Origin of the sequence: Stenotrophomonas sp. SMYL20 (assembly GCF_036320045.1) — a bacterium.
GTDB classification, from domain to species: Bacteria; Pseudomonadota; Gammaproteobacteria; order Xanthomonadales; family Xanthomonadaceae; genus Stenotrophomonas; species Stenotrophomonas maltophilia_A.
Map to the genome: position 1 here is coordinate 74,275 of NZ_JAWIRT010000005.1, position 22,867 is coordinate 97,141.

Consider the following 22,867-nt stretch of genomic DNA (forward strand, 5'->3'; position numbering starts at 1 on the left):
CGGCATAATCCGGGCATGGCCCCGTCCCTCCGCCCGTGGTTCCTGTACCTGCTCGAATGCCGCGATGGCAGCTATTACGCCGGCATCAGCACCGACGTGGACGCGCGTTTTGCTGCCCACCAGGCCGGCAAGGGCGCACGCTACACCCGGGCCCGGCCGCCGCTGCGCGTGCTGGCCGTGCGCGAGTACCCGGACCGGGCCGCCGCCTCGCGCGCCGAGTGGCAGCTCAAGCAGCAGCCGCGCGAACGCAAGCTGGCCTGGCTGCAGGAACCGGCCGAGACGCTTCTGTAGATCCACGCCATGCGTGGATGGGCCACTTGGCCCATGCCATGATCACCCCGCGCCCAGAGCTGGAGACCCGGATGTCCGCGATTGCCCTGCTGTTCGCTCTCTCCGCAGCAACGAGCCCCACTGCCGATCCGGCCACCCTCGAGGCCATTGAAGCCACCTGCCACGATTACGTCGACGGCCAGCTGGAAGCCGACCCGCAGCGCGTCGCCCGCTCCCTGCACCCGGACCTGGCCAAGCGCGCGGTCCTCGGCGATACGCCCGACGAACGCCTGGGCCTGCGCCGCATGTCGAAGGAAGAACTGGTGGCGCTGACGAAGCAGGGCGCGTTGAAGACCCCGAAGGATCAATGGGACCGCCGCTGCACGGTGCTGGACGTGACCGGTAACGCCGCCTCGGTGCGACTGGAAACCCCGTGGTTCGTCGACTACTTCCACATGGGGCGCTTCGACCAGCGCTGGGTCATCGTCAACGCGCTGTGGTACCCGAAACCAAAGGCGCAGTGAGCGATGGGCGCCGCAGGTAGAGCTTGGCTTTCAATTGCCGGCACTGCGAGAAAGGAAGACCTCTGCCGGGTTTGGTCGAAACGGCGAGTGCCCGGCGGCCTGATGAGGCAGTAGAGCCACGCCATGCGTGGCTGAGCTCCATGCGGCCTGCACAGACATTCATCCACGCATGGCGTGGATCTACTCCCAGGCAGAGAACCCGTGTCCGTCTTCGGCCCTAGCGCCCTGGTCGCCGGTCTTCCTGATCATCACCGAAGATGATGCGCGCGCTGCGCTGGTAGCTCCAGTACGCCACGGCCCAGTTCAGCAGCACCACGATGCGGTTGCGGAAGCCGATCAGGAAGAACACGTGCGCGGCCAGCCAGAACCACCAGGCCAGCACGCCGGAAAGCTGCAGCCGGCCCAGGTGCACGATCGCGGCCATGCGGCCGATGGTGGCCAGGTTGCCGAAGTCGGCGTACTTGAACGGCCCCGGTGCTGCCTTGCCATGCAGACGCGCGCGGATCACCTCGGCCACGTACTTGCCCATCTGCTTGGCGGCGGGCGCGACGCCAGGCACCGGCTTGCCATTGGCTTGATTCAGTGCGGCCAGATCGCCGGCCACGAACAGCTCGGGGTGGTCGGGCAGGGTCAGGTCCGGCTGCACCTGCACGCGGCCGGCGCGATCCAGCGGCACATCCAGGGTGCGCGCCAGCGGTGAAGCGGCCACACCGGCGGCCCACACCACAGTGCGGGCCGGCACGAACTGATCACCGAGCTTGAAGCCCTGGCTGTCGATGTCGCTCACCGGGGTGCCGGTCAGCACTTCCACGCCCAGCTTTTCCAGCTGACGGCGCGCCTTCAGCGAAAGCACTTCCGGGAACGAAGACAACACGCGTGGGCCGGCTTCGACCAGCCGCACCTTGGCGCTGGCCGGATCGATATGGCGGAACTCGTTGCGCAGCGTATGCCGCGCGATTTCGGCCAAGGTACCGGCCAGTTCAACACCGGTGGGGCCGCCGCCGACCACGGCAAAGCTCAACCACGCCGCTTTCTTCGCCGGGTCCGGCTCGGCCTCGGCGCGCTCGAACGCCAGCAGCAGCTTGCGGCGCAGTGCGATGGCATCGTCCAGCGTCTTCAGCCCGGGCGCATCATCGGCCCATTGGTCGTTGCCGAAGTAGGCGTGGGTGGCGCCGGTAGCCAGCAGCAGGCTGTCGTAGTCCAGCGTGCTGCCATCGGCCATGCGGATCTGCCGGGCCTGCTTGTCGATGGTCACCACTTCGCCCAGGCGGACTTCCACATTGCGCTGGTGGCCGAGGATGTGGCGCAGCGGCGCGGCGATGTCCGGCGCGGACAGGCCGGCGGTGGCCACCTGGTACAGCAGTGGCTGGAACAGATGGTGGTTGCGGCGGTCGACCAGGGTGATGCGTATGCGCTCGCGGGCCAGGGCACGGGTGGCCCAGAGACCGGCAAAACCGCCGCCGACAACAACCAGGTGGGGAACGCGCTCGCGACTCATCGACTCACTCCAGTGGGGGCATTGGGGGAAGCGCCTGGCATCTTCGCACGATGGCGCCCTGTCACGTCAGCGCCCGCATGGATCGGCGATACTCGGGTTCAGGCAACCGCCCGTGAGGAGCCCATGAGCGAACCGGAAAAGCGCATCGCCCTGTTGATCGACGCCGACAACGCGCCGGCCTCGAAGATCGACGAGGTCCTGGCCGAAGTCGCCCGCTACGGCGTGGCCAACGTGCGCCGCGCCTATGGCAACTGGAAGAGCCCGCGGTTGAAGGGTTGGGAGGCCGTGCTGCACGAATATGCGATCCGCCCGATCCAGCAGTTCGCCTACAGCAAGGGCAAGAATGCCTCGGACATGGCGATGGTGATCGATGCCATGGACCTGCTGTACGCGCGCAATCTCGATGGCTTCGCCATCGTGTCCAGCGATGCCGATTTCACCCCGATGGTGATGCGCCTGCTGACCGATGGCGTGAAGGTGTATGGCTTCGGCGAGAAGAAAACCCCGGAGCCGTTCGTCAACGCGTGCTCGAAGTTCACCTATCTGGAAGCGCTGGGCCAGACCCATGCCAGCGTGCCGGATACCGAACAGGCGTCCAGCGAACAGGCATCGAACGAGCCTGTTGCCAACGACGATGCCCGGCCACGCAAGAGCGGTGCGGAAATGCGCAGCGATACGCGGCTGGTGAAGATGCTGCGCCGTGCGGTGTCCTCGGCCGAGGGCGAGGATGGCTGGTCGCATCTCGGCCCGGTCGGCAGCCAGATCGGCAACCAGGCCTCGTTCGATCCGCGCAACTACGGTTACGGCAAGCTCAGTGACCTGCTGGCAGCGATCGGGCTGTTCGAGCTGAAGAAGGACGGCAAGTCCTCCTACGTGCGCGCGCTGCCGAAGAAAAACCGGTAGTGCCGGCCGCTGGCCGGAAAAGAACCGGTAGTGCCGGCCGCTGGCCGGCAAGCCCCAGATGCCAGATCCCGCATCCGGCACGCACATCTCCACTCCGATCAGGCGTATCGTTGCCGCTCGCATTGCCAGCAAGGAAAAACCCGCATGTTGAAGATCTGGGGCCGCCGCAATTCCAGCAACGTCCGCAAGGTGCTGTGGTGCGCCGAGGAGATCGGCCTGCCGTACGAATCCATCGAGGTTGGTGGCAGCCATGGCGGCACGCAGACGCCGGAGTACCTGGCGATGAATCCCAACAGCCTGGTGCCGGTGATCGAAGACCATGGCCTGCCGCTGTGGGAATCGAATGCCATCGTGCGCTATCTGAGTGCGCGCTACGCGCTGGGCACGCTGTACGCCGAAGACCCGATGGAACGCGCCCAGGCCGAGAAGTGGATGGACTGGAGCACCTCGCGCATGGCGCCGCTGTACACCGACCTGATCTGGGGCATCATGCGCACCGCCCCGGCTGACCGCGACGAAGCGCGCATCAATGCCGCCATCGTGCGTGCCGGTGACTACCTGGCGATGGCCGATGCCACGTTGGCCAGACAGCCGTGGCTGTCGGGCGAGACGTTCGCGATGGGTGACATCCCGCTGGGCTCGCTGATCTATGCCTGGTTCGAACTGCCCATCCAGCGCCCGGAACTGCCGCACCTGGCCGACTGGTACGCCCGCCTGCGCGAACGCCCGGCCTACCAGCGCGGCGTGATGTCGCCGCTGACCTGAGGGGTAGCGCCGGGCCATGCCCGGCGAGCGTGGTATGCGGAGGACCGCCGGGCATGGCCCGGCGCTAGCGTTCGTCTGCCTCAATACAGATCCGCCGGGTCCATACGGACCGACGGTAGAGTCGAGCTTGCTCGACTGTTTCTGGCGCACGGCAGTCGAGCAAGCTCGACTCTACGCAGCATTGGGCAGCGCCCTCAATACAGATCCGTCGGATCCACATCCAGCGACCAGCGCACCTTGCGTGCCTCCGGCAGCGCATACAGCTGCGGCACCAGCTGGGCCAGCACGCCATGCAGCGGTGGCCGCTGAAGCGCGGACAGCAACAGCTGCGTGCGCTGGTAACCGGCACGCCGCGGCATCGGCGCCGGCATCGGCCCATAGGCCTCGACCACGTTCTGTTCGCCCAGCAACTGCCGCGCCGCCAGCAGGAACGCATTGGCATGCTCGACCTGCTGTGCCTCGGCGCGCATCAGTGCCAGATGCGCGAACGGCGGGAATCCGGCGGCCTGGCGCTGGTTCAACTCGGCCTGCGCGAACGGGTGGTAGCCACCGCTCACCAAGGTTTCCAGCAGCGGATGCCCGGGGTGATGGGTCTGCAGCCAGACCTCGCCGGGATCGCGTGCACGGCCGGCGCGGCCAGCGACCTGGATCAGCTGCTGTGCCAGTTTTTCACTGGCGCGGAAGTCCGCGGAGAACAAACCTTCGTCGATGCCCACCACCACCACCAGTGTCAGCTTCGGCAGGTCGTGGCCCTTGGCCAGGATCTGCGTGCCGACCAAGATGCCGGGTTGGTCGCCCAGCCTCGCCAGTTGCTGTTCCAGCGCGTCGCGTCGCGAGGTGGTGCCGCGGTCGATGCGCACCACCGGAAAATCGGCGTAGGCGGCGGTGAGGTGCTCTTCCAGGCGTTCGGTACCGATGCCCTGTGGCTGCAGCGCCAGGCTGCCGCAGGCCGGGCATGCCAGCGGCGCCGGTTGCCGCGCACCGCAGTGGTGGCATTGCAGGCGACGGCCGCCACCATGCACGGTCATCGGCGCATCGCAGCGCTGGCACGGCGCGGTCCATCCGCAGTCGTGGCACAGCAGCACCGGTGCGTAGCCACGGCGGTTCTTGAACACCAGCACCTGCTGGCCACGCTGCAGGTGCTCGCCGATGCCGGCCAGAACATCGGCCGAGAGGCCATCGTGCAATGGCCGTTTGCGCACATCAAGGATGCGCACGCGCGGTGGTCGTGCATCGCCGGCACGCTGCTTCAGGCGCAGGTGGGTGTAGCGCCCGGCATAGGCGTTGTGCAGTGTTTCCAGCGAGGGCGTGGCACTGCCGAGCAGCACGGGAATGCCGAGCGCCTTGGCGCGCACCAGGGCGAAATCGCGCGCGTGGTAGCGGATGCCGTCCTGCTGCTTGTAGCTGCCGTCATGTTCCTCGTCGATGATCAGCAGACCGGCCTGCGGCAGCGGCGTGAACACTGCCGAGCGGGTGCCGACAATGACCCGTGCTTCACCACGTGAGGCGGCTGCCCAGACGCGAGCGCGCTCGTTATCGTTCAAGCCCGAATGCAGCGCATGCACCGCGATGCCGAGGCGGCCGCGGAAGCGTGCCAGGGTCTGCGGAGTCAGGCCGATTTCCGGCACCAGCACCAGCGCCTGCCTGCCCTGTGCCAGGCAATGGATGATCGCCTGCAGGTAGACCTCGGTCTTGCCGCTGCCGGTCACGCCATCCAGCAGGAAAGGCTGGAAGCCGTCGGCGGCGTTGATCGCAGTCACGGCCGCGGCCTGGTCCGGGTTGAGCGTGGGCCCGGGCAGCGGCTGCGCATGCTGCGGTGCCACCGTCATCGCCACGCGCTCGGCCAGTGCACGCTTGGCCAGACTGCGTGCGGCGGTGCGCCAGTCCTCCATGCGTTCGCCCAGTACGTCTTCATCCACCACGGCCTCGGCCAGCAGTTCGGCCAACTGCCGCGGGCGGCTACCGGCGCGCAGCTTCCCGCGCTGGGCATGGCCTTCGGGTGTCAGTTGCCAGCCCCAGTGATGGGTGTCGGGCAGGGCCTCGCCGTGGCGCAGCGGGCCGGGCAGGGCGGTGCTGAGTACTTCGCCCAACGGCGCGTGGGTGTAGCGCGCCAGCCACTGCAGGCTCTGCCACAGCTCACCCTGCAGCAGCGGCTGCGGGTCGCACCAGGCCAACGCCTGGCGGAGTCCCTGGCCGTCGTCGGTCTGGCCGTGTCCCACCACCACACCGACCAGCTCACGGTTGCCGAACGGCACCTTCAGGCGGCAGCCGACCGCAACCGTGGGGGCCACGCCCTCCGGCGACAGGTAGTCGAACAGGCGGGGCAGGGGGACGGGCAGGGCGACCTGCAGGGTCGGAATCGGTGAAAGCATCGGGCCAGTGTACCGGGCCATGCGCGCGCGAATGGCGGGGTGGGCGGCGGCGGGACGGCGCCCGTTGAATCATAAATGTCACCTAAATATCGGTGTCCATTGGAGATTCAGTCTTATCCACATGTTCTGTGGATAACGCTGTGCGTTACCGGTCGGCGGGCGCGCAGGAGGCCGATGGCGACGGCCTCACACTCCGGTTGGTCAAAAAATCGCCATACTTTAAAATCCATCAAAATCAATTACTTAAGTGTGAAACAATGCTGAAACAGAGTGAATTCAGCTGGATGCCACAGTTTCCTGCGCAGGCAGCGTGGTGCTGTGCACAACCTGCAGCACGAAGTGCCTGTGGGCGCAAGTCCTACGGGCGCCGATGGCCTGCCGCTATCATGCGGGCAGACCTTTGGAGTGATCGATGACGGCTGTGCCCGCCCCTGTTTCCTCGACCGCGGCCGGTGCGCTGTCGGCGTTCCTGCGAGGTGTTGAACGCCGCGCCCTGGTGGTGGCTGAACTGCAGTGCGGCGATGCTGCCCGGGCCGAACAGACCCTGGTGGCGGTGATGCGCGCGTTTGCGGCGGTCGCCAGTGACCTGCCGATGGCGCAGTGGCCAACCCGCTTCTGGACCCTGCTGGGCCAGCGCCAGGCGCTGCGTGAGCCGGTGGGCGGCCAGTGGGAGCCGCCGCTTGCCGCCTTGGGCCAGATGGGACCGTTGCCGCGCCTGGCGCTGTTGCTGCGGGTGGGCGGCAGCCTGGATGAAGGTATCGCCACGCGCGTGCTCGACCAGGACGAAGCCGGCTACCAGCAGCTGCTGGCCGATGCCTGCCCGCGTGACGCGCACGGCCAGCCCGACGCCTCGGCCTGGCGCCAGCTGGCCGAACAGGTGCAGCTGCGCATCCGCGATCTGCCCGTCAAACGCCTGCAGCAGCTGCAACAGCCGGCCGCACCGACGAACAGCAGTGAAGCGCCGACCTCCAGCTGGCGCACCCCGCAGCGCGACGAGCGGGCTGCAGCCACTGGCAAGCGCCGCCGCGCCAATGCCAAGCCGCGCTGGCGCGGTCCGTTGATCCTGCTGATAACCGTGGTGGTACTGCTGGCCGCCGCGCTGGGCTGGCGCCATTGGCAGGGACATTCGTTCGGCAGCGACGCACCGCTGCCGGAAGGCGTGGTTGGTGAGGCGGGTCCCGTCACGGTGGAAGCACTGCCGCCGAGCAAGGTCAATGCCACGCCGGACGCGACCCCTGCGCAGGCGACGGACGACGCCACGATGCTGGCCGACCGCGACTATCCGCTGGTGGCCGATGCCGATCTGTATGCGTGGACCGCCGCGGGCGGCCCGCTGCCGGTGGACGAGTCGCAATCCAAGCCGAGCCGGCCGGAGCCGGCCAGCGCCACGCTGGAAACCGCTGCTGCCGATGAATAAGACCGTATTCGCCAGCCTGCTGCTGGCCCTGCCGTTGTCGCTGTCCGCCGCGCCGCAGACCTTGAACGTGCCGCTGCCGCCGCCAGTGCCGGGCAGTTCACCGGCGGCCCCGGCCACCACAGGTACGACGCCCGCTGCGTTCGCCCAGCTCGATGCCCAGCAGCAGCGCCAGCGCCGCGCCGACTACGCCGCATGGCGGGCATTGCCGGAGGGCGAGCGTGAGCGGATCCGTCAGGCCGCTGCGCGATTCAATGCGTTGCCGGCCGACCAGCAGCAGCGCCTGCGCCAGCAGTTCCAGGCGCAGGACCAGGCCTTCCGCGAAGGCTGGCGGCTGGGCCCGCAGCTGGGCCTGGAGTTCCCCAAGCTGCACGGCCTGTTCGGCTTCGTGCCGCCGGAACAGCGCGAGGCCGCGCTGGCCGTGCTGCGCCAGCTCAGCCCGGCGCAGCTGGCCCAACTGACCCTGGTGGCACAGCGCACGCCACCGCAGGAGCGCGACAAGGTCCGCGGCGCGTTCCTCGCGGTGCCGCCGGCCGAGCGCGATACCTGGCTCAAGCGCCAGGCCGGGCAGTAGAAAGAAAAGGGGACGGAGGGGATTAAGTCGTATTCGGCACAGTCGGGCTTGAAACGACTTAATCCCCTCCGTCCCCTTTTTCTGTTCGTAACGCGATCGCAACGCGTGATGCCGGGGCCTGCCGGAACCCAGCATTCACGCCATGTCATGGGAATGCGCGCGCTGCACGCGTAAGATGGCGGCCCGCAACCCGGTGCCTGTGCCCTTCGCGCGCAACCGTAGTTCGCGTCAAGCACCTTATGTCTACTGCAACCTCCACGCCGCGCTTCAGCAAGGAAGTCGGCGCTACCGGTCTGCTCGCCCTGCCGCTTGTGCTCGGGCATGTGTCCACCGGTCTGATCTCCTTCGTCGACAACGTCATTGCCGGCCACCACGCCACGGCGACCCTGGCCGCGGTGACCATCGGCACCGCCCTGCTGTGGCTGCCGATGCTGATCCCGATCGGCACCCTGATCTCGCTCACCGCCTCGGTGTCGCAGCTGCATGGCGCCGGCCGCGAGCGCGAGATCGGCCCGCTGTTCCGCCAGGCACTGTGGCTGGCGCTGGGCCTGGGCCTGATCATGTTCACCTTCCTCACCGTGGTGCCGCCGCTGCTGCCTGCGTTCGGCATCGCGCCGGACATCGTGCCGGGGGCCACCGCGTTCCTGCATGCGGTGCGCTGGGGCGGACCTGCGCTGACCCTGTACTTCTGCATGCGCTATCTCAGCGAGGGCATGCACTGGACGCTGCCGACCATGCTGCTCGGCTTCGGTGGCCTGCTGGTGCTGGCACCGATGGGCTACGTGCTGGCCAACGGCAAGCTCGGCTTCCCGGAAATGGGCGCCGAGGGCCTGGGCATCGCTTCGGCGGTGATGATGTGGCTGCAGGCGATCGCCTTCGCCACCTACCTGTGGTTCACCAAGCGCTTCGCCCACCTGCAGCTGTTCTCGCACTTCGAAGGACCGCGCTGGAAGGCGATCTGGGACCTGCTGCGCACCGGCCTGCCGATCGGCATCACCGTGCTGATGGAGGGCGGCCTGTTCATCGTCACCGCGCTGCTGATCGGCCGCCTTGGTGCCAATGAAGCGGCCGCGCACCAGATTGCGATCAACGTCGCCCAGCTGTGCTTCATGATCCCGATGGGCGTGGCCGAGGCCACCACCGTGCGCGTCGGGCATGCGGTCGGCCGTGGCGATGGCTTCGGCGTGCGGCGCGCGGCCTGGGCCGGCTACGCGATCATCATGGGTACGCAGACGTTGTCGGCAGCGGTGCTGCTGTTCGGCCATGACGCCATCGTCGGTGTCTACACCAACGACCTGGCGGTGGCCGGCCTGGCCTCCACCCTGCTGCTGTACGCGGCCACCTTCCAGTTCCCGGATGGCATCCAGGTGCTGTCGGCCGGCGCGCTGCGCGGGCTGAAGGACACCCGCGTGCCGATGTTCATCGCCATGTTCGCGTACTGGGGCCTGGGCATGCCGCTCGGCGCCGGGCTCGGCCTGGGCCTGGGCATGGGCCCGCAGGGCATGTGGATCGGCCTGATCGTCGGCCTGACCGCCGCCGCCATCCTGATGGGCTGGCGCCTGCGTCGCAGCAGCCTGCGCATCGGCCAGTCGGCACTGTCCTGATCCGCCCCGCCCGCCGCGATGACCCGTGGCGGGCGATCCCCTGACTTGTGTCCGATGCCGCATCACACGGCACCGGCTATGCTGGCACCACGGCAAGAAGCCATCCGGAGCGTTCCATGAATCAACCCGTGCCCCCGCTGCCCCCGGCGCGTCGCAACCCCGTCGCCAGTTTCTTCATCGGGCTGTGGGACGTCATGAACTTCACCCGCCGGTTGATCCTCAACCTGGTGTTCTTCGGCCTGCTGTTCCTGCTGCTGGTGATGTTCGTCATCGCCGCCGGCATGGGCGCCGGTGCCAGCAAATCGCTGCAGGACCGTACTACCCTGGTGATCGCGCCGGAAGGTCGCCTGGTCGAGCAGTTCAGCGCTGACCCGGTCAGCCGCGCGCTGGCCAAGGCGGTGGGCGACAACGGTGCCGAAGAGATCCAGCTGCGCGACCTGCTGCGGGTGATCGAGTCGGCCAAGGAAGACAAGAAGATCGAGCGCGTGGTGCTGGAGCTGGACAAGCTGCAGCCGTCGGGCTTCGCTTCGCTGCGTGAAGTGGCCGCGGCACTGCAGGACCTGCGTGCGTCCGGCAAGCAGCTGGTGGCCTACAGCGAGAGCATGGGCCAGTCGCAGTACCTGCTGGCCGCACAGGCCGACGAGGTCTACCTGGACCCGATGGGGTCGGTGGTGCTCGAGGGCCTGGGCCGCTATCGCCAGTACTTCCGCACCGGCCTGCAGGACAAGCTGGGTGTGGACGTGCACCTGTTCAAGGTGGGCGAGTACAAGTCCGCCGCCGAACCCTACGTGCTCGACGCCGCTTCGCCGGCCTCCAAGGAAGCCGACCTGTTCTGGATGAACGACGTGTGGCAGCGCTACCTGGGCGACATCGCCAAGGCCCGCCGCCTGGATCCAGCACAGCTGGCCGCCGGCATCGACACGCTGCCGGAAGGCATCGCCGCTGCCGGTGGTGACCTGGCCAAGTTCGCCCTGCAGCAGAAGCTGGTGACGTCGCTGAAGACCCGCGAGGAATTCGAGGATCTGATGATCGAGCGCGGTGTGGCCGACGACGATGCCGACGGTGGTTTCCGCAACGTCGACTTCGGCAGCTACCTGGGCCAGCTCGATGCGCGCCGCAACCCGGTGGACTCGCGTCCGCAGGTGGCGGTGGTGGTGGCCGCCGGCGAAATCAGCGGTGGCGACCTGCCTGCCGGCCGCATCGGTGGCGAATCGACCTCGGCGCTGCTGCGTGCCGCGCGTGACGACGAGAACGTGAAGGCCGTGGTGCTGCGCGTGGATTCGCCGGGTGGTGAAGTGTTCGCCTCCGAGCAGATCCGCCGCGAAGTGGTGGCCCTGCAGGCCGCCGGCAAGCCGGTGGTGGTGTCGATGGGCGACCTGGCCGCCTCCGGTGGCTACTGGATCAGCATGAATGCCGATCGCATCTATGCCGATCCGTCGACCATCACCGGTTCGATCGGCATCTTCGGCATGGTGCCGAACTTCAGCCGCGCGCTGGACAAGATCGGCGTGCACACCGACGGTGTCGGCACCACCCGTTTCGCCGGTGCGTTCGATGTCACCCGCCCGATGGATCCGGCCGTGGGCCAGGTCATCCAGTCGGTGATCAACAAGGGTTACGCCGACTTCACCGGTCGCGTCGCCGACGCCCGCAAGAAGCCGGTCGAGGCCGTCGACGAAGTGGCCCGTGGACGCGTGTGGAGCGGTGCGCAGGCCAAGGAACGTGGCCTGGTCGATGCCTTCGGTGGCCTGAAGGATGCGGTGGCCGATGCCGCCAGCCGCGCCAAGCTGGGCAAGGCTGACGCCTACCGCGTGCGTTACATCGAGAAGGCGGCAACGCCGTTCGCGCAGTTCGTCAGCGGTTTCGCCGGCAGCCGTGCAGGTGCCTGGATGCTGTCCGACTCGGGCATGGCGCGGATGGTGCTGTCGCGCACCATGCCCGAAGTGGATACGCAGCTGCGCTTTGTCGAGAACGCGGCCCGCGAGAAGGGCAACGGCACGCCGGTGAAGGCGCTGGCGTACTGCTTCTGCGGGTTCTGATCGGAAGCCATCCACGCACGGCGTGGATCTACTGGAAGCGCCCGGCCTCGGCCGGGCGTTTTCGTCTGCGGGGTTACTGCGTCGCGTCGGCCTCGGCCTTGCGCTCACGCGCGGCGGCATCGTCCACGGTCTTCTGCACGCCCTTGGCGCGGTCCAGCGGTTCGTTGATTGCGCGCGACATCGCCCGGGGCACCGGTGGCTTTTCCGGGTTCGGCGCCGGTGGGCGCTGGCAGCCCGCCAGCAGCGCGGTGGCCAGCAGGGACGTGGACAGGATCAGGATGCGCATGGCGGCACTCCGTGATGGGCGTGCGGGCAGTGTCGCATCCTCGGCAGGGGGCGGCCGTGAGCGCGTATCCTTGCCGCATCGAAACACAGCGGGCGCGGCCCGGGAGAACACATGACCCAGCAACGGTGGCGCCTGGACGGCCAGACCGCCCTGATCACCGGCGCCAGCGCCGGCATCGGCCTGGCCATCGCGCATGAACTGGCTGGCTTCGGCGCCGATCTGATGATCGTCGGCCGTGATATCGACATGCTGGAGACCGCGCGCGACGAACTGCTGGACGTGTATCCGCAGATGCAGGTGCATGCGCTGGCCGCCGATGTCTCCGACGACGAGGACCGCCGCCAGATCCTGGACTGGGTGGAGGACCATAGCGATGGCCTGCACATCCTGGTCAACAACGCCGGCGGCAACGTCACCAAGGCGGCCACGGAGTATTCCGAGGACGAATGGCGGAAGATCTTCGAGACCAACCTGTTCTCGGCCTTCGAGCTGTCGCGCTATGCACATCCGTTGCTGGCACGCCACGCGTCGTCATCCATCGTCAACGTTGGCAGCGTGTCCGGCCTGACCCATGTGCGCAGCGGCGTGGTCTACGGCATGACCAAGGCGGCGATGCATCAGATGACTCGCAACCTGGCCGTCGAGTGGGCCGAGGATGGCATCCGGGTCAACGCGGTGGCGCCGTGGTACATCCGCACGCGGCGCACGTCCGGTCCGTTGGCGGACCCGGACTACTACGAGGAAGTGATCAACCGCACGCCAATGCGCCGCATTGGTGAACCGGAGGAAGTGGCCGCAGCCGTGGGCTTCCTGTGCCTGCCGGCGGCCAGCTATGTGACCGGCGAGTGCATCGCGGTGGACGGCGGTTTCCTGCGCTACGGGTTCTGATCTTTCAGCAGGTAGTGCTGGCCGCTGGCCGGCAACTGCACTCATCTGAAGATCCTGTGGTTGCCGGCCCGCGGCCGGCCCGACCGGGGGGGCGCACCCAGGTTCCCGGGCCGTGCGGGCCGCCAGCACGCCCTGCAGCCGTTCGCGTTCACCGCGCGCGGTATCGCGGTTCTCCGGCGCGGCGAAGCGCTCACGGCCGCGGGCATCGCGAAAGCGCTGCTGCCAACCACCGCAGCGCTGCGCTTCGGGAAGCGCTTCGCAGTGGTCGCGCACCACTTCACAGCTGGCGGCATTCACCGGCGTCACTCCGCCAAGGCCCTGTACCGTCATCAGCTCGCAGCGGCCGGGCGCGGCTTCGTACTCGTACAGGTAGCCGCCGCCCTGGCTGTCGGTGCACTGGAAGATCGGAGGAAGCGGCGGCTTCGGTGGACCGTCACCTGCGGCGGCGCGGGCCTCGGCATCGCGGCGCAGCGTCGCGCTGTCGAGGATCTGGTCGTCTCCTGCGTGTTCGACCATGCCTGCTTCCATGATCGTGCGTCCTTCGTCCGCGCGTCGTGGTTTTGCTGGGGCCGCAGGGGCAACAGCCGGTCCGGCCGGCACCGGCGCGGGTGTTTCAACGGGCGCGGATGCAGGTTCGGCGGCTACAGGCGCAGCGGCGGCCGGCTGCGAGTTGGCCGGGTCGGGGATGCGCAGCACCTGCTGCTTGCTGCCGGTGGCGCACGGCGTGCGCTGCAGGGTAGGGACGTCACTGCTGCTGGAGGTACAGCGGTAGATCACGCCCTCTTCGGCCAACGCGCTTCCGGGCAGCAGCACCAGGAGCAGCCAGATCACTCGGTTCATGCGCACAGCGTACAGGCTGCGACGGCGTGCTGCGCTCAGCGTTCGCAATCGCGCGACAGGCGCGCATCGATACCGCGCTGTTCGTTGCTGATGGCGGTGCGTTCACTCTGCAGCGCGCTGTTGTAACGGCGATCCAGCTCCCAGCGGCGGTCACTCAGCCGTGCGCAGACTTCCTGTGGTGGCAACGCATGGCAGCTGTCGCGAACCAGCACGCTGCCGGCCGGCACCTGCACGTCCATGCCGATCGAGGGGCGGCGATAACCCGTGCCTTCGCCGATCGGCGTGCCGATGGCCGGGCGTGGTCCGGGATAGGCTGGGCCACGATGGCCGTGCGGCAGCCAGACACTGGTCCACAGCGGCACCCAGCGCGGATTGCCTTCGTTGTTGTCGCTGGTATAGCGCCGTCCGTCCTCGCTCACGCACTCGTACATCGGCTGCGGCGGCTGGATGTAGACGTGGCGGACTTCGCGCTCGCGGATGACCGGGGTTTCGCTGGGCGGCGGAGGCGTGGCATCACTGCGCACCACCCGTGGAGCGGGATCGCGCGGGCGCTGCAGGTCGCGCACCTGCTGGCGGCCGCTGTTGCACGGCCTGTCCTGCAGGGCGACGGCACCGTTGCTGGCAACGCAGCGGTAGACACGCACGTCCTCGGCCGCGGGTGCCGTCCACGGCAGCAGCAGGCACAGGCTCAAGGTGGCGCGCAGCAGGGTCATGGCGGCAGGGTGCGTGATTGTCCGCAGCAGCGCAATCGCCGGCTCAGGAGCGCAGCACGTTGCCGCTGAGCGCGTCGCGGATCGGGGTGGGCTGGGCCAGGCCGCCGGTCTGCCCATCGAGGATGCCGTCGAGCAGGCGCAGCAGGCGCGGGTCCAGTTCTTCGCGGCTGCGTGCCGGTGGTTCGCCGGCCAGGTTGGCGCTGGTGGAGACCAGCGGGCCGCCCCAGGCGCGGCAGAGTTCGGCCACCAGCGGGTGCGCGCTGATGCGCACCGCGATACCGCTGTGTTCGCCGGTGACCCAGGGCTGCGCGCGCGGGCCGGCAGGCAGGATCCAGGTGTTGGCACCGGGCCAGCTGGCCAGCACCGCGCGCTGGCGGGCGTCGGGCAGCGCCTGCAGCCGCACCCAGCCTTCCAGCTGCGCCAGTTCGGCCGCGACCAGGATCATGCCTTTCTCGATCGGGCGCTGCTTCAGCCGCAGCACCATGTGCACCGCAGCTTCGTGCGAGGGATCACAGCCCAGGCCCCAGACCGCTTCGGTCGGGTAGGCGATCACGCCGCCCGCGCGGAGCGTGGCGACAGCAGAGTCCAGGGTGAGTTCTTTCATGGCGGCGACCGGCCCGGCGTGGGCCTTCATTATCCCCCTGCCGCGTGCAGAAGGGGTGGACCCTGGCACCCGGTAGTGCCGGCCGCTGGCCGGCATCAGCGGTAGGTAATGACTGCTTATGGTGGGTGCGGACCGTTGGTCCGCACACCTTGACCCTCATCCACGCATGGCGTGGATCTACTTCTTTGCAGCGGCCTTCTTCGCCGGGGCTTTCTTCGCGGCAGCCTTCTTCACCGCTTTCTTTGCCGGGGCCTTCTTGGCAGGCGCTTTCTTTGCAGCGGCCTTCTTCGGCGCCGCTTCCTTCTTCACCGCGGCCTTCTTTGCCGGGGCCTTCTTCGCGGCAGCCTTCTTGGCGCCGAAGCCCTTGCGCACCGGCTTGCCGGTTTCTTCCATCAGCTGCTGCACTTCGGCCAGGGTCAGCGAGGCCGGTTCGCGATCCTTGGGGATCTTGCCGTTCATCTTGCCGTCGCTGATATACGGGCCGAAACGGCCGTTCAGCACCTGGATGTCGCTGCCCTCGAACTCCTTGATGATCCGGTTACGCGCGATCTCTTCCTTCTCTTCGATCAGGAACACGGCGCGGGCCAGGTCGATGGTGTACGGGTCGTCTTCCTTCTTCAGCGAGGCATAGGTGCTGCCGCGCTTGGCGAACGGACCGAAGCGACCGATGCCGACGCTGACCGGCTCGCCCTTGTCCTCACCCAGCGCGCGCGGCATCAGGAACAGTTCCAGCGCGTCTTCCAGGGAGATGGTGTGCATCGACTGGCCGGGGCGCAGCGAGGCGAACTTCGGCTTCTCCTCGGCGTCCTCGGCGGTGCTGCCGATGGCCGCATAGGGCCCGAAGCGGCCCAGGCGCACGCTGACCGGCTTGCCGGTCTTCGGGTCGGTGCCGAGCTCGCGCGCGCCACTGGCCTCGGCACGGTCGACCGATTCCTTCTTGTCTTCCACCAGCTCCTTGAACGGCTCCCAGAAGCGGGCCATCAGCGGGATCCACTCTTCTTCGCCACGCGAGACGGCGTCGAGCTCGTCTTCCAGCTTGGCGGTGAAGTCGTAGTCCACGTACCGGGTGAAATGGCTGGACAGGAACTTGGACACCGCGCGGCCCACATCGGATGGGCGGAAGCTGCGGCCTTCCATTTCCACGTACTTGCGGAACAGCAGGGTCTGGATGATCGAGGCGTAGGTCGAGGGACGGCCGATGCCGTACTCTTCCAGCGCCTTCACCAGCGCCGCTTCGGTGTAGCGCGGCGGCGGCTGGGTGAAATGCTGTTCGGCCTGGATGCGTTCCAGCGGCACGCGGTCGCCGGGCTTCATCGCCGGCAGCTTGCGGCCTTCGTCCTCGTCCTCGGCGCTCTTGTTGTCCTTGCCTTCTTCGTACACGGCCAGGAAGCCGGGCACCACCACAGTGGTGCCGCTGGCACGGAACACGTGTTCGCTGCCGGCGGACAGATCGACGCTGACGGTGTTGAGGGTGGCCGGAATCATCTGGCAGGCCACCGCACGCTTCCAGATCAGCTCGTACAGCTTGCGCTCGTCATCGGTCAGGTAGCGCGCCACCTGCGCAGGCGTGCGCAGCGCCGAGGTCGGGCGCACCGCTTCGTGCGCTTCCTGGGCGTTCTTCGACTTGGTCTGGTAGGTGTTCGGCTGGTCCGGCAGCGAGGCGATGCCGTAGTCGCGGGCGATCACGTCGCGGATCTCGGCCAGCGCGTCCTGCGACAGGTTCACCGAGTCGGTACGCATGTACGAGATCAGGCCGACGGTGCCTTCGTCACCGATCGCCACGCCTTCATACAGCTTCTGCGCCACCTGCATGGTCTTGCGGGTGGTGAAGCCGAGCTTGCGCGAGGCTTCCTGCTGCAGGGTGGAGGTGGTGAAGGGCGGCGCCGGGCGGCGCTTGCGCTCCTTGCTGGCCACATCGGTGACATGCAGCGAGCCCTGCGCGGCCTGCTGGATGCGCAGGCGGGCGGCCTCGGCGGTGTCGCCGTCGGTGATGGTGAACTGTTCGAACTTCTGCCCGTCCAGCTTGATCAGCTTGGCGTTGAAGTGCTGCGACGGGTGCGCGCACTCGGCGGCGATCGACCAGTATTCGCGGGCGATGAAGGCTTCGATCTCTTCCTCGCGCTCGACGATCATGCGCAGCGCCGGGCTCTGCACGCGGCCGGCGGACAGGCCGCGCTGGACCTTGCGCCACAGCACCGGCGACAGGTTGAAACCGACCAGGTAATCCAGCGCGCGGCGCGCCTGCTGGGCGTCGACCAGGTCGCTGGCGATCGCGCGCGGCTGGCTGATCGCTTCCTTGATGGCGCGCGGGGTGATCTCGGTGAACACCACGCGCTGCATCGGCTTGTCCTTGACCAGCCCGCGTTCCTTCAGGATCTCGGCGATGTGCCAGCTGATCGCTTCACCCTCGCGATCCGGGTCGGTCGCCAGCAGGATGTCGTCGGCGCCCTTGGCGGCCTTGGCGATCGCATCGACATGCTTTTCGTTCTTGTCGATCACGTCGTAGTGCATGGCGAACCCGTTGTCCGGGTCGACTGCGCCTTCCTTCGGGATCAGGTCGCGCACGTGCCCATACGAGGCCAGGACCGTGTAGTCCTTGCCGAGGTATTTGTTGATCGTCTTGGCCTTGGCCGGCGATTCGACGATGAGCAGGTGCTTGGGCATGTCAGGAAAGGTCTGTGGGCGGACCGGGGGAGAGGGGCCGCTAGGGTGGAGCAAACGGCCGCATTAGTGAAGCGGCCACGGGCAAATCCATAAACTGAACGCCCGGTAATGTGCCGGGCGTTCAGGTTTCACCTTATTAGAGGAATCACGCCCGGCCAGCCCATGTCAAGCAGCCAGGCGTGAGGATGGCCGTTCATGAGGCCATCTTGGCGATGAAGCCAACCGCGAACACCATGAGCGCCAGGCCCACCAGCGACAGCAGGCCGGTCAGTACGAGCACCAGCACGGTCACCGTGCCCAGCTCCCGGCGCTGCAGCTGCGGCTGGTCGGTGTAGGCCCAGCGGTCGACCACCAGGGTGTCGCAGATCATGTCGTGCAGGCCCTGCTTGCGCTCGGTGAAGGCGGCCATCAGGAAACCGATGCCGAGGGTGAAGGTGCTGAGCACCGCGGCCCAGTAGCGACCAAATGCGCGGGCCTTGGTCAGGCGCTCGCCATTGCTGCGCACGACCTTGATGCCGACCGCCATCTTGCCCAGCGTGGCACCGCCCTGCGAGGCATGGAACCAGGTGTAGTACGCCATGCCGATGGCCAGGTTGATCAGGGCACTGGCCAGCTGGGCCACGATTTCGATGGCCGATTCGCCGCTGCCCACCGCACCCATGCTGGCACCAAGCGCCACACCGAGGATGGCGCCGATGATGCCGCCGGGGATGGCCAGCACGAAGTAGTCGATCATGTAGGCCGCCACGCGCTTCCAGAAGCCCGCGTAGACCACTTCGCCGCCCATCACCGGCTGGGCATGGCCGCCGCCGCCGAGCGCCGCAGGGGCGCTGTAGGGCGAACTGCTGAGCGCGCCGGTGCCAGGCAGTGGCGCCGTACCGTTGTCGATCGCGGCATAGTCGCCACGCAGGTCGAAGCCGCCACTGCCGGTGGCCGTGCTGGCGTCGGCCAGTGTCTGCAGTCCCAGTTCGTCGACCACCTGGCGCAGCGCAGCCCACTGCGCCATGCCTTCGCGCCAGACCAGGGTGTCCAGGTTCAGCTGGCCGCGCTGGAAGCGCTGGCGGATCTCCTGGACCGGCAGCGGGCCCTGGCGTTGCTGTCCTTCGGCGTAGTACCACTCAGTCATTGCATGTTCCCTGTTGAATCATCCTTGGAGGTGCTGGCGTGCGCGTGGTTCAGCCGCGGCACGTCGGCGGCAGGTACTTGTCGTTGCTTTCGCCACTGCATTCCCAGCGGCCGCTGTCGCGATCGTATTCCAGCCACAGCAGGTCGCCATCAAGGCTCTTGCCGGGCAACGCCAGGGTGGCTTCGATGCCGCAGTGGCCATTGTTGAAGCGACCGATGTTCACCGCCGACAGCCCTGCATGGGTGAAGTCACCCGGGGCCGGGAAGCCGGCGTCGTTGGCACCGGGGCAACGGCCTTCGTCATCGGCGAAATGCTGCACCTGGTCCTTCAACGGCTGCAGCGCGGTCACTGCGCCGGCGACCTTGGCGCGCACGGTGTAGTCGTTGTAGGCGGGCAGCGCGATGGCAGCCAGGATGGCCACGATCGGGACCAGCACCAGCAGCAGGCCGCCGCCGATGATGGCGGTCAGGGCGCAGCCGGACAGCTTCTTCTTCGGCGCCGGCAGGGCGGTGGCCGATGCACTGGTGGTGTAGGGCGTGGACGGCGGCAGTACCGGCGGCTGCGGCGGAGGCGGTGCCACCGGTTCCGGATCGGGCTCGGGTTCCACCGGCGGTGCGGCAGCGTCCAGCGCCGGCACGATCAGGCCGAGTTCGTCGACCACGGTGCGCAACGGCTGCCATTGCGGCAGGCCGTCGCGCCAGACCAGGGTGTCCAGGGAGATCTGGTTGTTGCGGAACAACTCGACCAACTGTTCCGCCGGCAGCGGACCCTGCTGCCGGTTGCCTTCTGCATGGAACCACTCGCTCACGGGGACGCTCCTGAATGCGCTATGCCCCCAAGTGTACGGTCAGTGCAGGGGTTCTGGCTCGTCCATGAACATCTGCGTCTCCATCCAGGCATACGCCGCCTCGGAGCCGGGCTGGTTGAACAGCACCATCAGCACGACCCACTTCAGGTCGTCCAGGTCCAGTTCGTCCTGGTCCAGGGCCATGGCCCGGTCCAGCACCAGCTCGCGCTGGTCGGCGTCGAGGATGCCGTGCTGTTCCAGGTACAGCAGGAAACCACGGCATTCCACGTCCAGCTTGTCCAGCTCGGGGCCGTGGTAGACGCGCACGGGGCCATCGACCCGTGCCTGGGCCACGCTCGGCCGCTGCGCGGCCAGGGCATCGAGCCAGTCGAATGCCTTGTTGATCTCGGTTGGGCTGAAACCGGCCTGGATCAGGCCGTTCTGGAGCGAATCGCGGTCACGGATCAGGTCCGCATCTTCGCTGAAATAGTGTTCAAACAGGTACAGCAGTACGTCCAGGATGCTCTCTTTCATTGCCCCTCGGCCTGCGTCGCGCGACGCTGTGGAGGTGAAGAAACTAGGGAGTTCGACAGTAGCGGCCGTGTACGCACACCACGATTCCCGCCAGTTCCATGGCCAGCAGCATGGAGGACACCTGGGGCGCCGTCAATCCACAGCGCGTGATCAGTGAATCCATACCGCTTGGGTTGTGGTCCAGGGCCCGCCACAAGCACTGGTAGTCAGGGTCGTCGGCCCAGCGCGCCGGCAGGAGTACCGGCGGTGCCTGTTCAGTGGGGGTGGCGAGCCGTGATTGCAAGCCCGGCAGCTGCTGGCGAAGGGCGGGCGCCAGCAGTTCAAGGACCTCCTCCGGGCGCTCGACCAGTGCGGCACCCTCGCGGATCAACCGGTGGCAGCCCGCGGCGCGTGGGTTGAGTACCGAACCGGGCAGGGCACAGACCTCGCGGCCGGCCTCGGCGGCCAGGCGTGCGGTGATCAATGCGCCGGAGCGCTGGGCGGCCTCGACCACCACCGTCGCCAGCGCCAGCCCGGCCACCAGGCGGTTGCGGGCTGGAAAGTGACCGGGGCGTGCCGGTATGCCCGGCAGGTACTCGCTGAGCACCGCGCCTTCGGCGGCGATGCGGGCCTGCAGCCGGGCATGGTTGTCCGGGTAGGTCCGGTCCGGGCCGGTGCCGATCACCGCCACGGTGCAGCCCCCGGCGTCCAACGTGGCCTGGTGAGCGGCCGCGTCGATGCCTGCCGCCAGTCCGCTGGTCACCGCCAGGCCCGCTTCGACGAAGCAGCCAGCAAACCGGGCGGCCAGGGCGCGTCCGCCCGGCGTCGGCGAGCGGCTGCCGACCAGCGCCACCGACGGGCGCCAGGCCAGGCTGGGGTCGCCGGCGATGAACAGCGCCAGGGGTGGGTTGGGGACATCCAGCAGGGGCGGGGGGAATGCCGGATCGGTGAAGGCCAGCAGGTGCTGGTTGTCGTCTTCCAGCCAGCGCCGTGCCGCGGCCCAGGCCCGGGTGTCCGGGCGTTCCAGCGCGGCGCACTGCTCGGGCGTGCAGCCGTGCGCGCGCCAGTTCGCGGCGCCCTGCGCGATCGCAATCTCCGCGCTGCCTGCGGCCTGCAGCAGGGCCCGCCGTGGCGCCAGCGCGCCGCCTGCCATCAACAGGCGCAGCAGCGCCTCGTCAGCTTGGTTGGTCATCTCCCCACTATCGAGCGCATACAACAAAGGCGCCCTAGGGCGCCTTCGCATGTGGCTGTCAGGTTTTGCCGGAGGTGCCTGCCGGCCAGCGGCCGGCACTACCTGCAGTGGCCGGGCAACACGGGACTGGTTACTTCGCGTCCGGGTGCAGTGCGTTGAACCCCACGCGTACCGGCTTCACGCCCTGCATCACCAGCGCGTAGCTGACGTTGTCGAAGGTACGGAACACCATGGCGTGCGCGGCGTATTCGTCCGGCAGCGAAACCCGGCCGGCGCCGGTGCTGAGCGAATCGTCCATGCGCGACGAGGTGGGGTACTTCATGCGGTGCGCCACGTGGCGGCCCGGGCGCCACAGCGAGAATACGGTGCCGTTGTCCACGCCCTGTGCGCGACCTGCGGAAATCGCGATCACATCGCGCGGGCCAGCGGCGGTGAACATGTCGGTGACGGCCAGCACGCGCACATCGACGCCCTCGACACCGGCGGCCGGGACATGGGGGACGAACTGCAGGTCGTACGGCTTGGCCTCGACCGGGACCAGGCGGTCGCCGGCACGCACCTCGCGGCCGCCTTCGTTCTTGTCCAGCACCAGGGTGGACGCCTCGACCTTGCCGCCGGCGACATGGGTGATGGTGCCGGTGGCGACCTGGGCCAGCTCATAGCCGAGTATGCCGCGGCGGTGGTTGGGGGCGTTGTAGGCCCGCCACAGGTTGCCGCTGCCGGGGGTGACGTCGCCGTTGGCGGTCAGGTCCTCGGTCGGCTTGGGCTGGGCGTAGCGCACGGTCGGGCGGACCACGGCCCAGCGCTGGCCCAGCTGGGCGTCGGCCAGGCGCACGTAGACCGCACTGCCGCTGGTGACGCGCAGGCGTTCTTCTTCCAGGCCGGCCACGTAGGGTAGCTGCTCGATGCTGTCGACCACGCTCAGCTGCTTCAGGAACGGCTCGACCTGGGCCAGCGGAATGGCATCGATCGGGGCTTCCTGGCGCGGGCCGGGCTTGGCAGCGACGGTCACCCGGTCCAGATAGGCCAGGCTGAGCACGTCACCGGGATAGATCAGGTGCGGATTGGCGATCTGCGGATTGGCCTGCCAGATCTCCGGCCACAGCCACGGCTTCTGCAGGAAACGTGCGGCGATATCCCACAACGTATCCCCTTTTCGGACCACATAGGTGTCCGGGTGCCCGCCATTCACTTCCACGGCGGTAGCATAGGCAGCCACGGTCAGCATCGCCGCGGCGACGACCGTACGAAAACGAAGCAACATAGGTGTGAAGCCCTGATTCCCCAACAG

20 protein-coding genes and 1 pseudogene are annotated in these 22,867 nt (G+C 68.0%); 9 read left to right on the top strand and 12 right to left on the bottom strand.

The genetic code is table 11. From position 1 onward, the window contains the following. Window positions 1-15: 15 nt before the first annotated feature. Entirely contained in the window at window positions 16-291 is a 276-nt protein-coding gene (locus tag V3B48_RS05230; protein ID WP_032129686.1) for a GIY-YIG nuclease family protein, read from the top strand. Between the two features lie 71 nt (window positions 292-362). After that, entirely contained in the window at window positions 363-794 is a 432-nt protein-coding gene (locus V3B48_RS05235) for a nuclear transport factor 2 family protein (protein WP_329893341.1), read from the top strand. 217 nt (window positions 795-1,011) lie between these two features. Here the strand turns inward: V3B48_RS05235 and V3B48_RS05240 are convergent, their stop codons facing one another. After that, window positions 1,012-2,292: an NAD(P)/FAD-dependent oxidoreductase gene (locus tag V3B48_RS05240; RefSeq protein WP_329893342.1), complete on the bottom strand. Its 1,281-nt coding sequence runs from the start codon at window positions 2,290-2,292 to the stop codon at window positions 1,012-1,014. 123 nt (window positions 2,293-2,415) lie between these two features. On the opposite strand from V3B48_RS05240, the gene V3B48_RS05245 reads away from it, so the two are divergent. Both V3B48_RS05245 and V3B48_RS05250 read left to right on the top strand, forming a co-directional pair. Next, on the top strand, window positions 2,416-3,195 hold the full coding sequence (locus tag V3B48_RS05245; protein ID WP_010481148.1) for an NYN domain-containing protein: 780 nt from the start codon (window positions 2,416-2,418) through the stop codon (window positions 3,193-3,195). A 144-nt stretch (window positions 3,196-3,339) separates the two neighbouring features. Then, window positions 3,340-3,960 (top strand): glutathione S-transferase, encoded by a 621-nt coding sequence (locus V3B48_RS05250; protein WP_032129683.1) that lies wholly within the window; start codon window positions 3,340-3,342, stop codon window positions 3,958-3,960. A gap of 194 nt (window positions 3,961-4,154) precedes the next feature. Here V3B48_RS05250 and V3B48_RS05255 read toward each other — a convergent pair whose 3' ends face one another. Continuing rightward, entirely contained in the window at window positions 4,155-6,332 is a 2,178-nt protein-coding gene (locus V3B48_RS05255) for a primosomal protein N' (RefSeq protein WP_329893343.1), read from the bottom strand. A 412-nt stretch (window positions 6,333-6,744) separates the two neighbouring features. Here V3B48_RS05255 and V3B48_RS05260 point away from each other — a divergent pair, with 412 nt between their 5' ends. The 4 genes from V3B48_RS05260 to sppA all read left to right on the top strand — a co-directional run bounded on the left by V3B48_RS05260 (window position 6,745) and on the right by sppA (window position 11,963). Continuing rightward, window positions 6,745-7,749 (top strand): hypothetical protein, encoded by a 1,005-nt coding sequence (locus V3B48_RS05260; RefSeq protein ID WP_032129681.1) that lies wholly within the window; start codon window positions 6,745-6,747, stop codon window positions 7,747-7,749. Beyond that, window positions 7,742-8,320: a DUF3106 domain-containing protein gene (locus V3B48_RS05265; RefSeq protein WP_049423404.1), complete on the top strand. Its 579-nt coding sequence runs from the start codon at window positions 7,742-7,744 to the stop codon at window positions 8,318-8,320. The genes V3B48_RS05260 and V3B48_RS05265 overlap by 8 nt, the downstream gene beginning before the upstream one ends. 239 nt (window positions 8,321-8,559) lie before the next feature. After that, window positions 8,560-9,924, top strand: a complete 1,365-nt coding sequence (locus V3B48_RS05270) for an MATE family efflux transporter (protein ID WP_110713888.1) — start codon at window positions 8,560-8,562, stop codon at window positions 9,922-9,924. 116 nt (window positions 9,925-10,040) lie between these two features. Further along, window positions 10,041-11,963 carry a signal peptide peptidase SppA gene (sppA, locus tag V3B48_RS05275; protein ID WP_329893344.1) on the top strand — a complete coding sequence of 641 codons (1,923 nt, stop codon included), beginning with the start codon at window positions 10,041-10,043 and terminating at the stop codon, window positions 11,961-11,963. A gap of 73 nt (window positions 11,964-12,036) precedes the next feature. Here the strand turns inward: sppA and V3B48_RS05280 are convergent, their stop codons facing one another. Continuing rightward, on the bottom strand, window positions 12,037-12,249 hold the full coding sequence (locus V3B48_RS05280) for a hypothetical protein (RefSeq protein WP_049400999.1): 213 nt from the start codon (window positions 12,247-12,249) through the stop codon (window positions 12,037-12,039). Window positions 12,250-12,360: 111 nt separating this feature from the next. On the opposite strand from V3B48_RS05280, the gene V3B48_RS05285 reads away from it, so the two are divergent. Further along, a complete protein-coding gene (locus V3B48_RS05285; RefSeq protein WP_010481164.1) occupies window positions 12,361-13,137 on the top strand; it encodes an SDR family oxidoreductase in 777 nt (258 codons plus the stop codon). A gap of 123 nt (window positions 13,138-13,260) precedes the next feature. On the opposite strand, the pseudogene V3B48_RS05290 reads toward V3B48_RS05285, so the two are convergent. The 9 genes and pseudogenes from V3B48_RS05290 to V3B48_RS05330 form a co-directional block, all read right to left on the bottom strand. After that, a pseudogene (locus V3B48_RS05290) lies at window positions 13,261-13,977 on the bottom strand (hypothetical protein); the annotation flags it as partial. A gap of 35 nt (window positions 13,978-14,012) precedes the next feature. After that, a complete protein-coding gene (locus V3B48_RS05295) occupies window positions 14,013-14,690 on the bottom strand; it encodes a DUF4124 domain-containing protein (protein ID WP_049401000.1) in 678 nt (225 codons plus the stop codon). 43 nt (window positions 14,691-14,733) lie between these two features. Further along, on the bottom strand, window positions 14,734-15,324 hold the full coding sequence (locus tag V3B48_RS05300) for a Sua5/YciO/YrdC/YwlC family protein (RefSeq protein WP_019338925.1): 591 nt from the start codon (window positions 15,322-15,324) through the stop codon (window positions 14,734-14,736). 147 nt (window positions 15,325-15,471) lie between these two features. Next, window positions 15,472-17,958, bottom strand: coding sequence for a DNA topoisomerase I (locus V3B48_RS05305; RefSeq protein WP_032129673.1), 2,487 nt, complete (start codon window positions 17,956-17,958; stop codon window positions 15,472-15,474). 193 nt (window positions 17,959-18,151) lie between these two features. Further along, complete coding sequence (locus tag V3B48_RS05310; RefSeq protein ID WP_049461963.1) at window positions 18,152-19,084, bottom strand: RDD family protein; 933 nt, start codon at window positions 19,082-19,084, stop codon at window positions 18,152-18,154. A 49-nt stretch (window positions 19,085-19,133) separates the two neighbouring features. Further along, the gene (locus tag V3B48_RS05315) at window positions 19,134-19,892 is read right to left on the bottom strand and encodes a pilin (RefSeq protein ID WP_329893345.1); all 759 of its coding nucleotides are present in this window, start codon (window positions 19,890-19,892) and stop codon (window positions 19,134-19,136) included. A 39-nt stretch (window positions 19,893-19,931) separates the two neighbouring features. Next, on the bottom strand, window positions 19,932-20,405 hold the full coding sequence (locus tag V3B48_RS05320; protein ID WP_005411195.1) for a DUF494 family protein: 474 nt from the start codon (window positions 20,403-20,405) through the stop codon (window positions 19,932-19,934). Between the two features lie 43 nt (window positions 20,406-20,448). Then, complete coding sequence (gene dprA, locus V3B48_RS05325; RefSeq protein WP_329893346.1) at window positions 20,449-21,576, bottom strand: DNA-processing protein DprA; 1,128 nt, start codon at window positions 21,574-21,576, stop codon at window positions 20,449-20,451. Between the two features lie 130 nt (window positions 21,577-21,706). Continuing rightward, entirely contained in the window at window positions 21,707-22,840 is a 1,134-nt protein-coding gene (locus V3B48_RS05330; RefSeq protein WP_032128553.1) for a LysM peptidoglycan-binding domain-containing protein, read from the bottom strand. Window positions 22,841-22,867 lie beyond the last annotated feature (27 nt).

Excerpts from the sequence above, each read along its gene's own strand:
- V3B48_RS05230 (WP_032129686.1), top strand. The coding sequence starts at position 16 with ATGGCCCCGTCCCTCCGCCCGTGGTTCCTGTACCTGCTCGAATGCCGC.
- V3B48_RS05235 (WP_329893341.1), top strand. The coding sequence starts at position 363 with ATGTCCGCGATTGCCCTGCTGTTCGCTCTCTCCGCAGCAACGAGCCCC.
- V3B48_RS05240 (WP_329893342.1), bottom strand. The coding sequence starts at position 2,292 with ATGAGTCGCGAGCGCGTTCCCCACCTGGTTGTTGTCGGCGGCGGTTTT.
- V3B48_RS05245 (WP_010481148.1), top strand. The coding sequence starts at position 2,416 with ATGAGCGAACCGGAAAAGCGCATCGCCCTGTTGATCGACGCCGACAAC.
- V3B48_RS05250 (WP_032129683.1), top strand. The coding sequence starts at position 3,340 with ATGTTGAAGATCTGGGGCCGCCGCAATTCCAGCAACGTCCGCAAGGTG.
- V3B48_RS05255 (WP_329893343.1), bottom strand. The coding sequence starts at position 6,332 with ATGCTTTCACCGATTCCGACCCTGCAGGTCGCCCTGCCCGTCCCCCTG.
- V3B48_RS05260 (WP_032129681.1), top strand. The coding sequence starts at position 6,745 with ATGACGGCTGTGCCCGCCCCTGTTTCCTCGACCGCGGCCGGTGCGCTG.
- V3B48_RS05265 (WP_049423404.1), top strand. The coding sequence starts at position 7,742 with ATGAATAAGACCGTATTCGCCAGCCTGCTGCTGGCCCTGCCGTTGTCG.
- V3B48_RS05270 (WP_110713888.1), top strand. The coding sequence starts at position 8,560 with ATGTCTACTGCAACCTCCACGCCGCGCTTCAGCAAGGAAGTCGGCGCT.
- sppA (WP_329893344.1), top strand. The coding sequence starts at position 10,041 with ATGAATCAACCCGTGCCCCCGCTGCCCCCGGCGCGTCGCAACCCCGTC.
- V3B48_RS05280 (WP_049400999.1), bottom strand. The coding sequence starts at position 12,249 with ATGCGCATCCTGATCCTGTCCACGTCCCTGCTGGCCACCGCGCTGCTG.
- V3B48_RS05285 (WP_010481164.1), top strand. The coding sequence starts at position 12,361 with ATGACCCAGCAACGGTGGCGCCTGGACGGCCAGACCGCCCTGATCACC.
- V3B48_RS05295 (WP_049401000.1), bottom strand. The coding sequence starts at position 14,690 with ATGACCCTGCTGCGCGCCACCTTGAGCCTGTGCCTGCTGCTGCCGTGG.
- V3B48_RS05300 (WP_019338925.1), bottom strand. The coding sequence starts at position 15,324 with ATGAAGGCCCACGCCGGGCCGGTCGCCGCCATGAAAGAACTCACCCTG.
- V3B48_RS05305 (WP_032129673.1), bottom strand. The coding sequence starts at position 17,958 with ATGCCCAAGCACCTGCTCATCGTCGAATCGCCGGCCAAGGCCAAGACG.
- V3B48_RS05310 (WP_049461963.1), bottom strand. The coding sequence starts at position 19,084 with ATGACTGAGTGGTACTACGCCGAAGGACAGCAACGCCAGGGCCCGCTG.
- V3B48_RS05320 (WP_005411195.1), bottom strand. The coding sequence starts at position 20,405 with ATGAAAGAGAGCATCCTGGACGTACTGCTGTACCTGTTTGAACACTAT.
- dprA (WP_329893346.1), bottom strand. The coding sequence starts at position 21,576 with ATGACCAACCAAGCTGACGAGGCGCTGCTGCGCCTGTTGATGGCAGGC.
- V3B48_RS05330 (WP_032128553.1), bottom strand. The coding sequence starts at position 22,840 with ATGTTGCTTCGTTTTCGTACGGTCGTCGCCGCGGCGATGCTGACCGTG.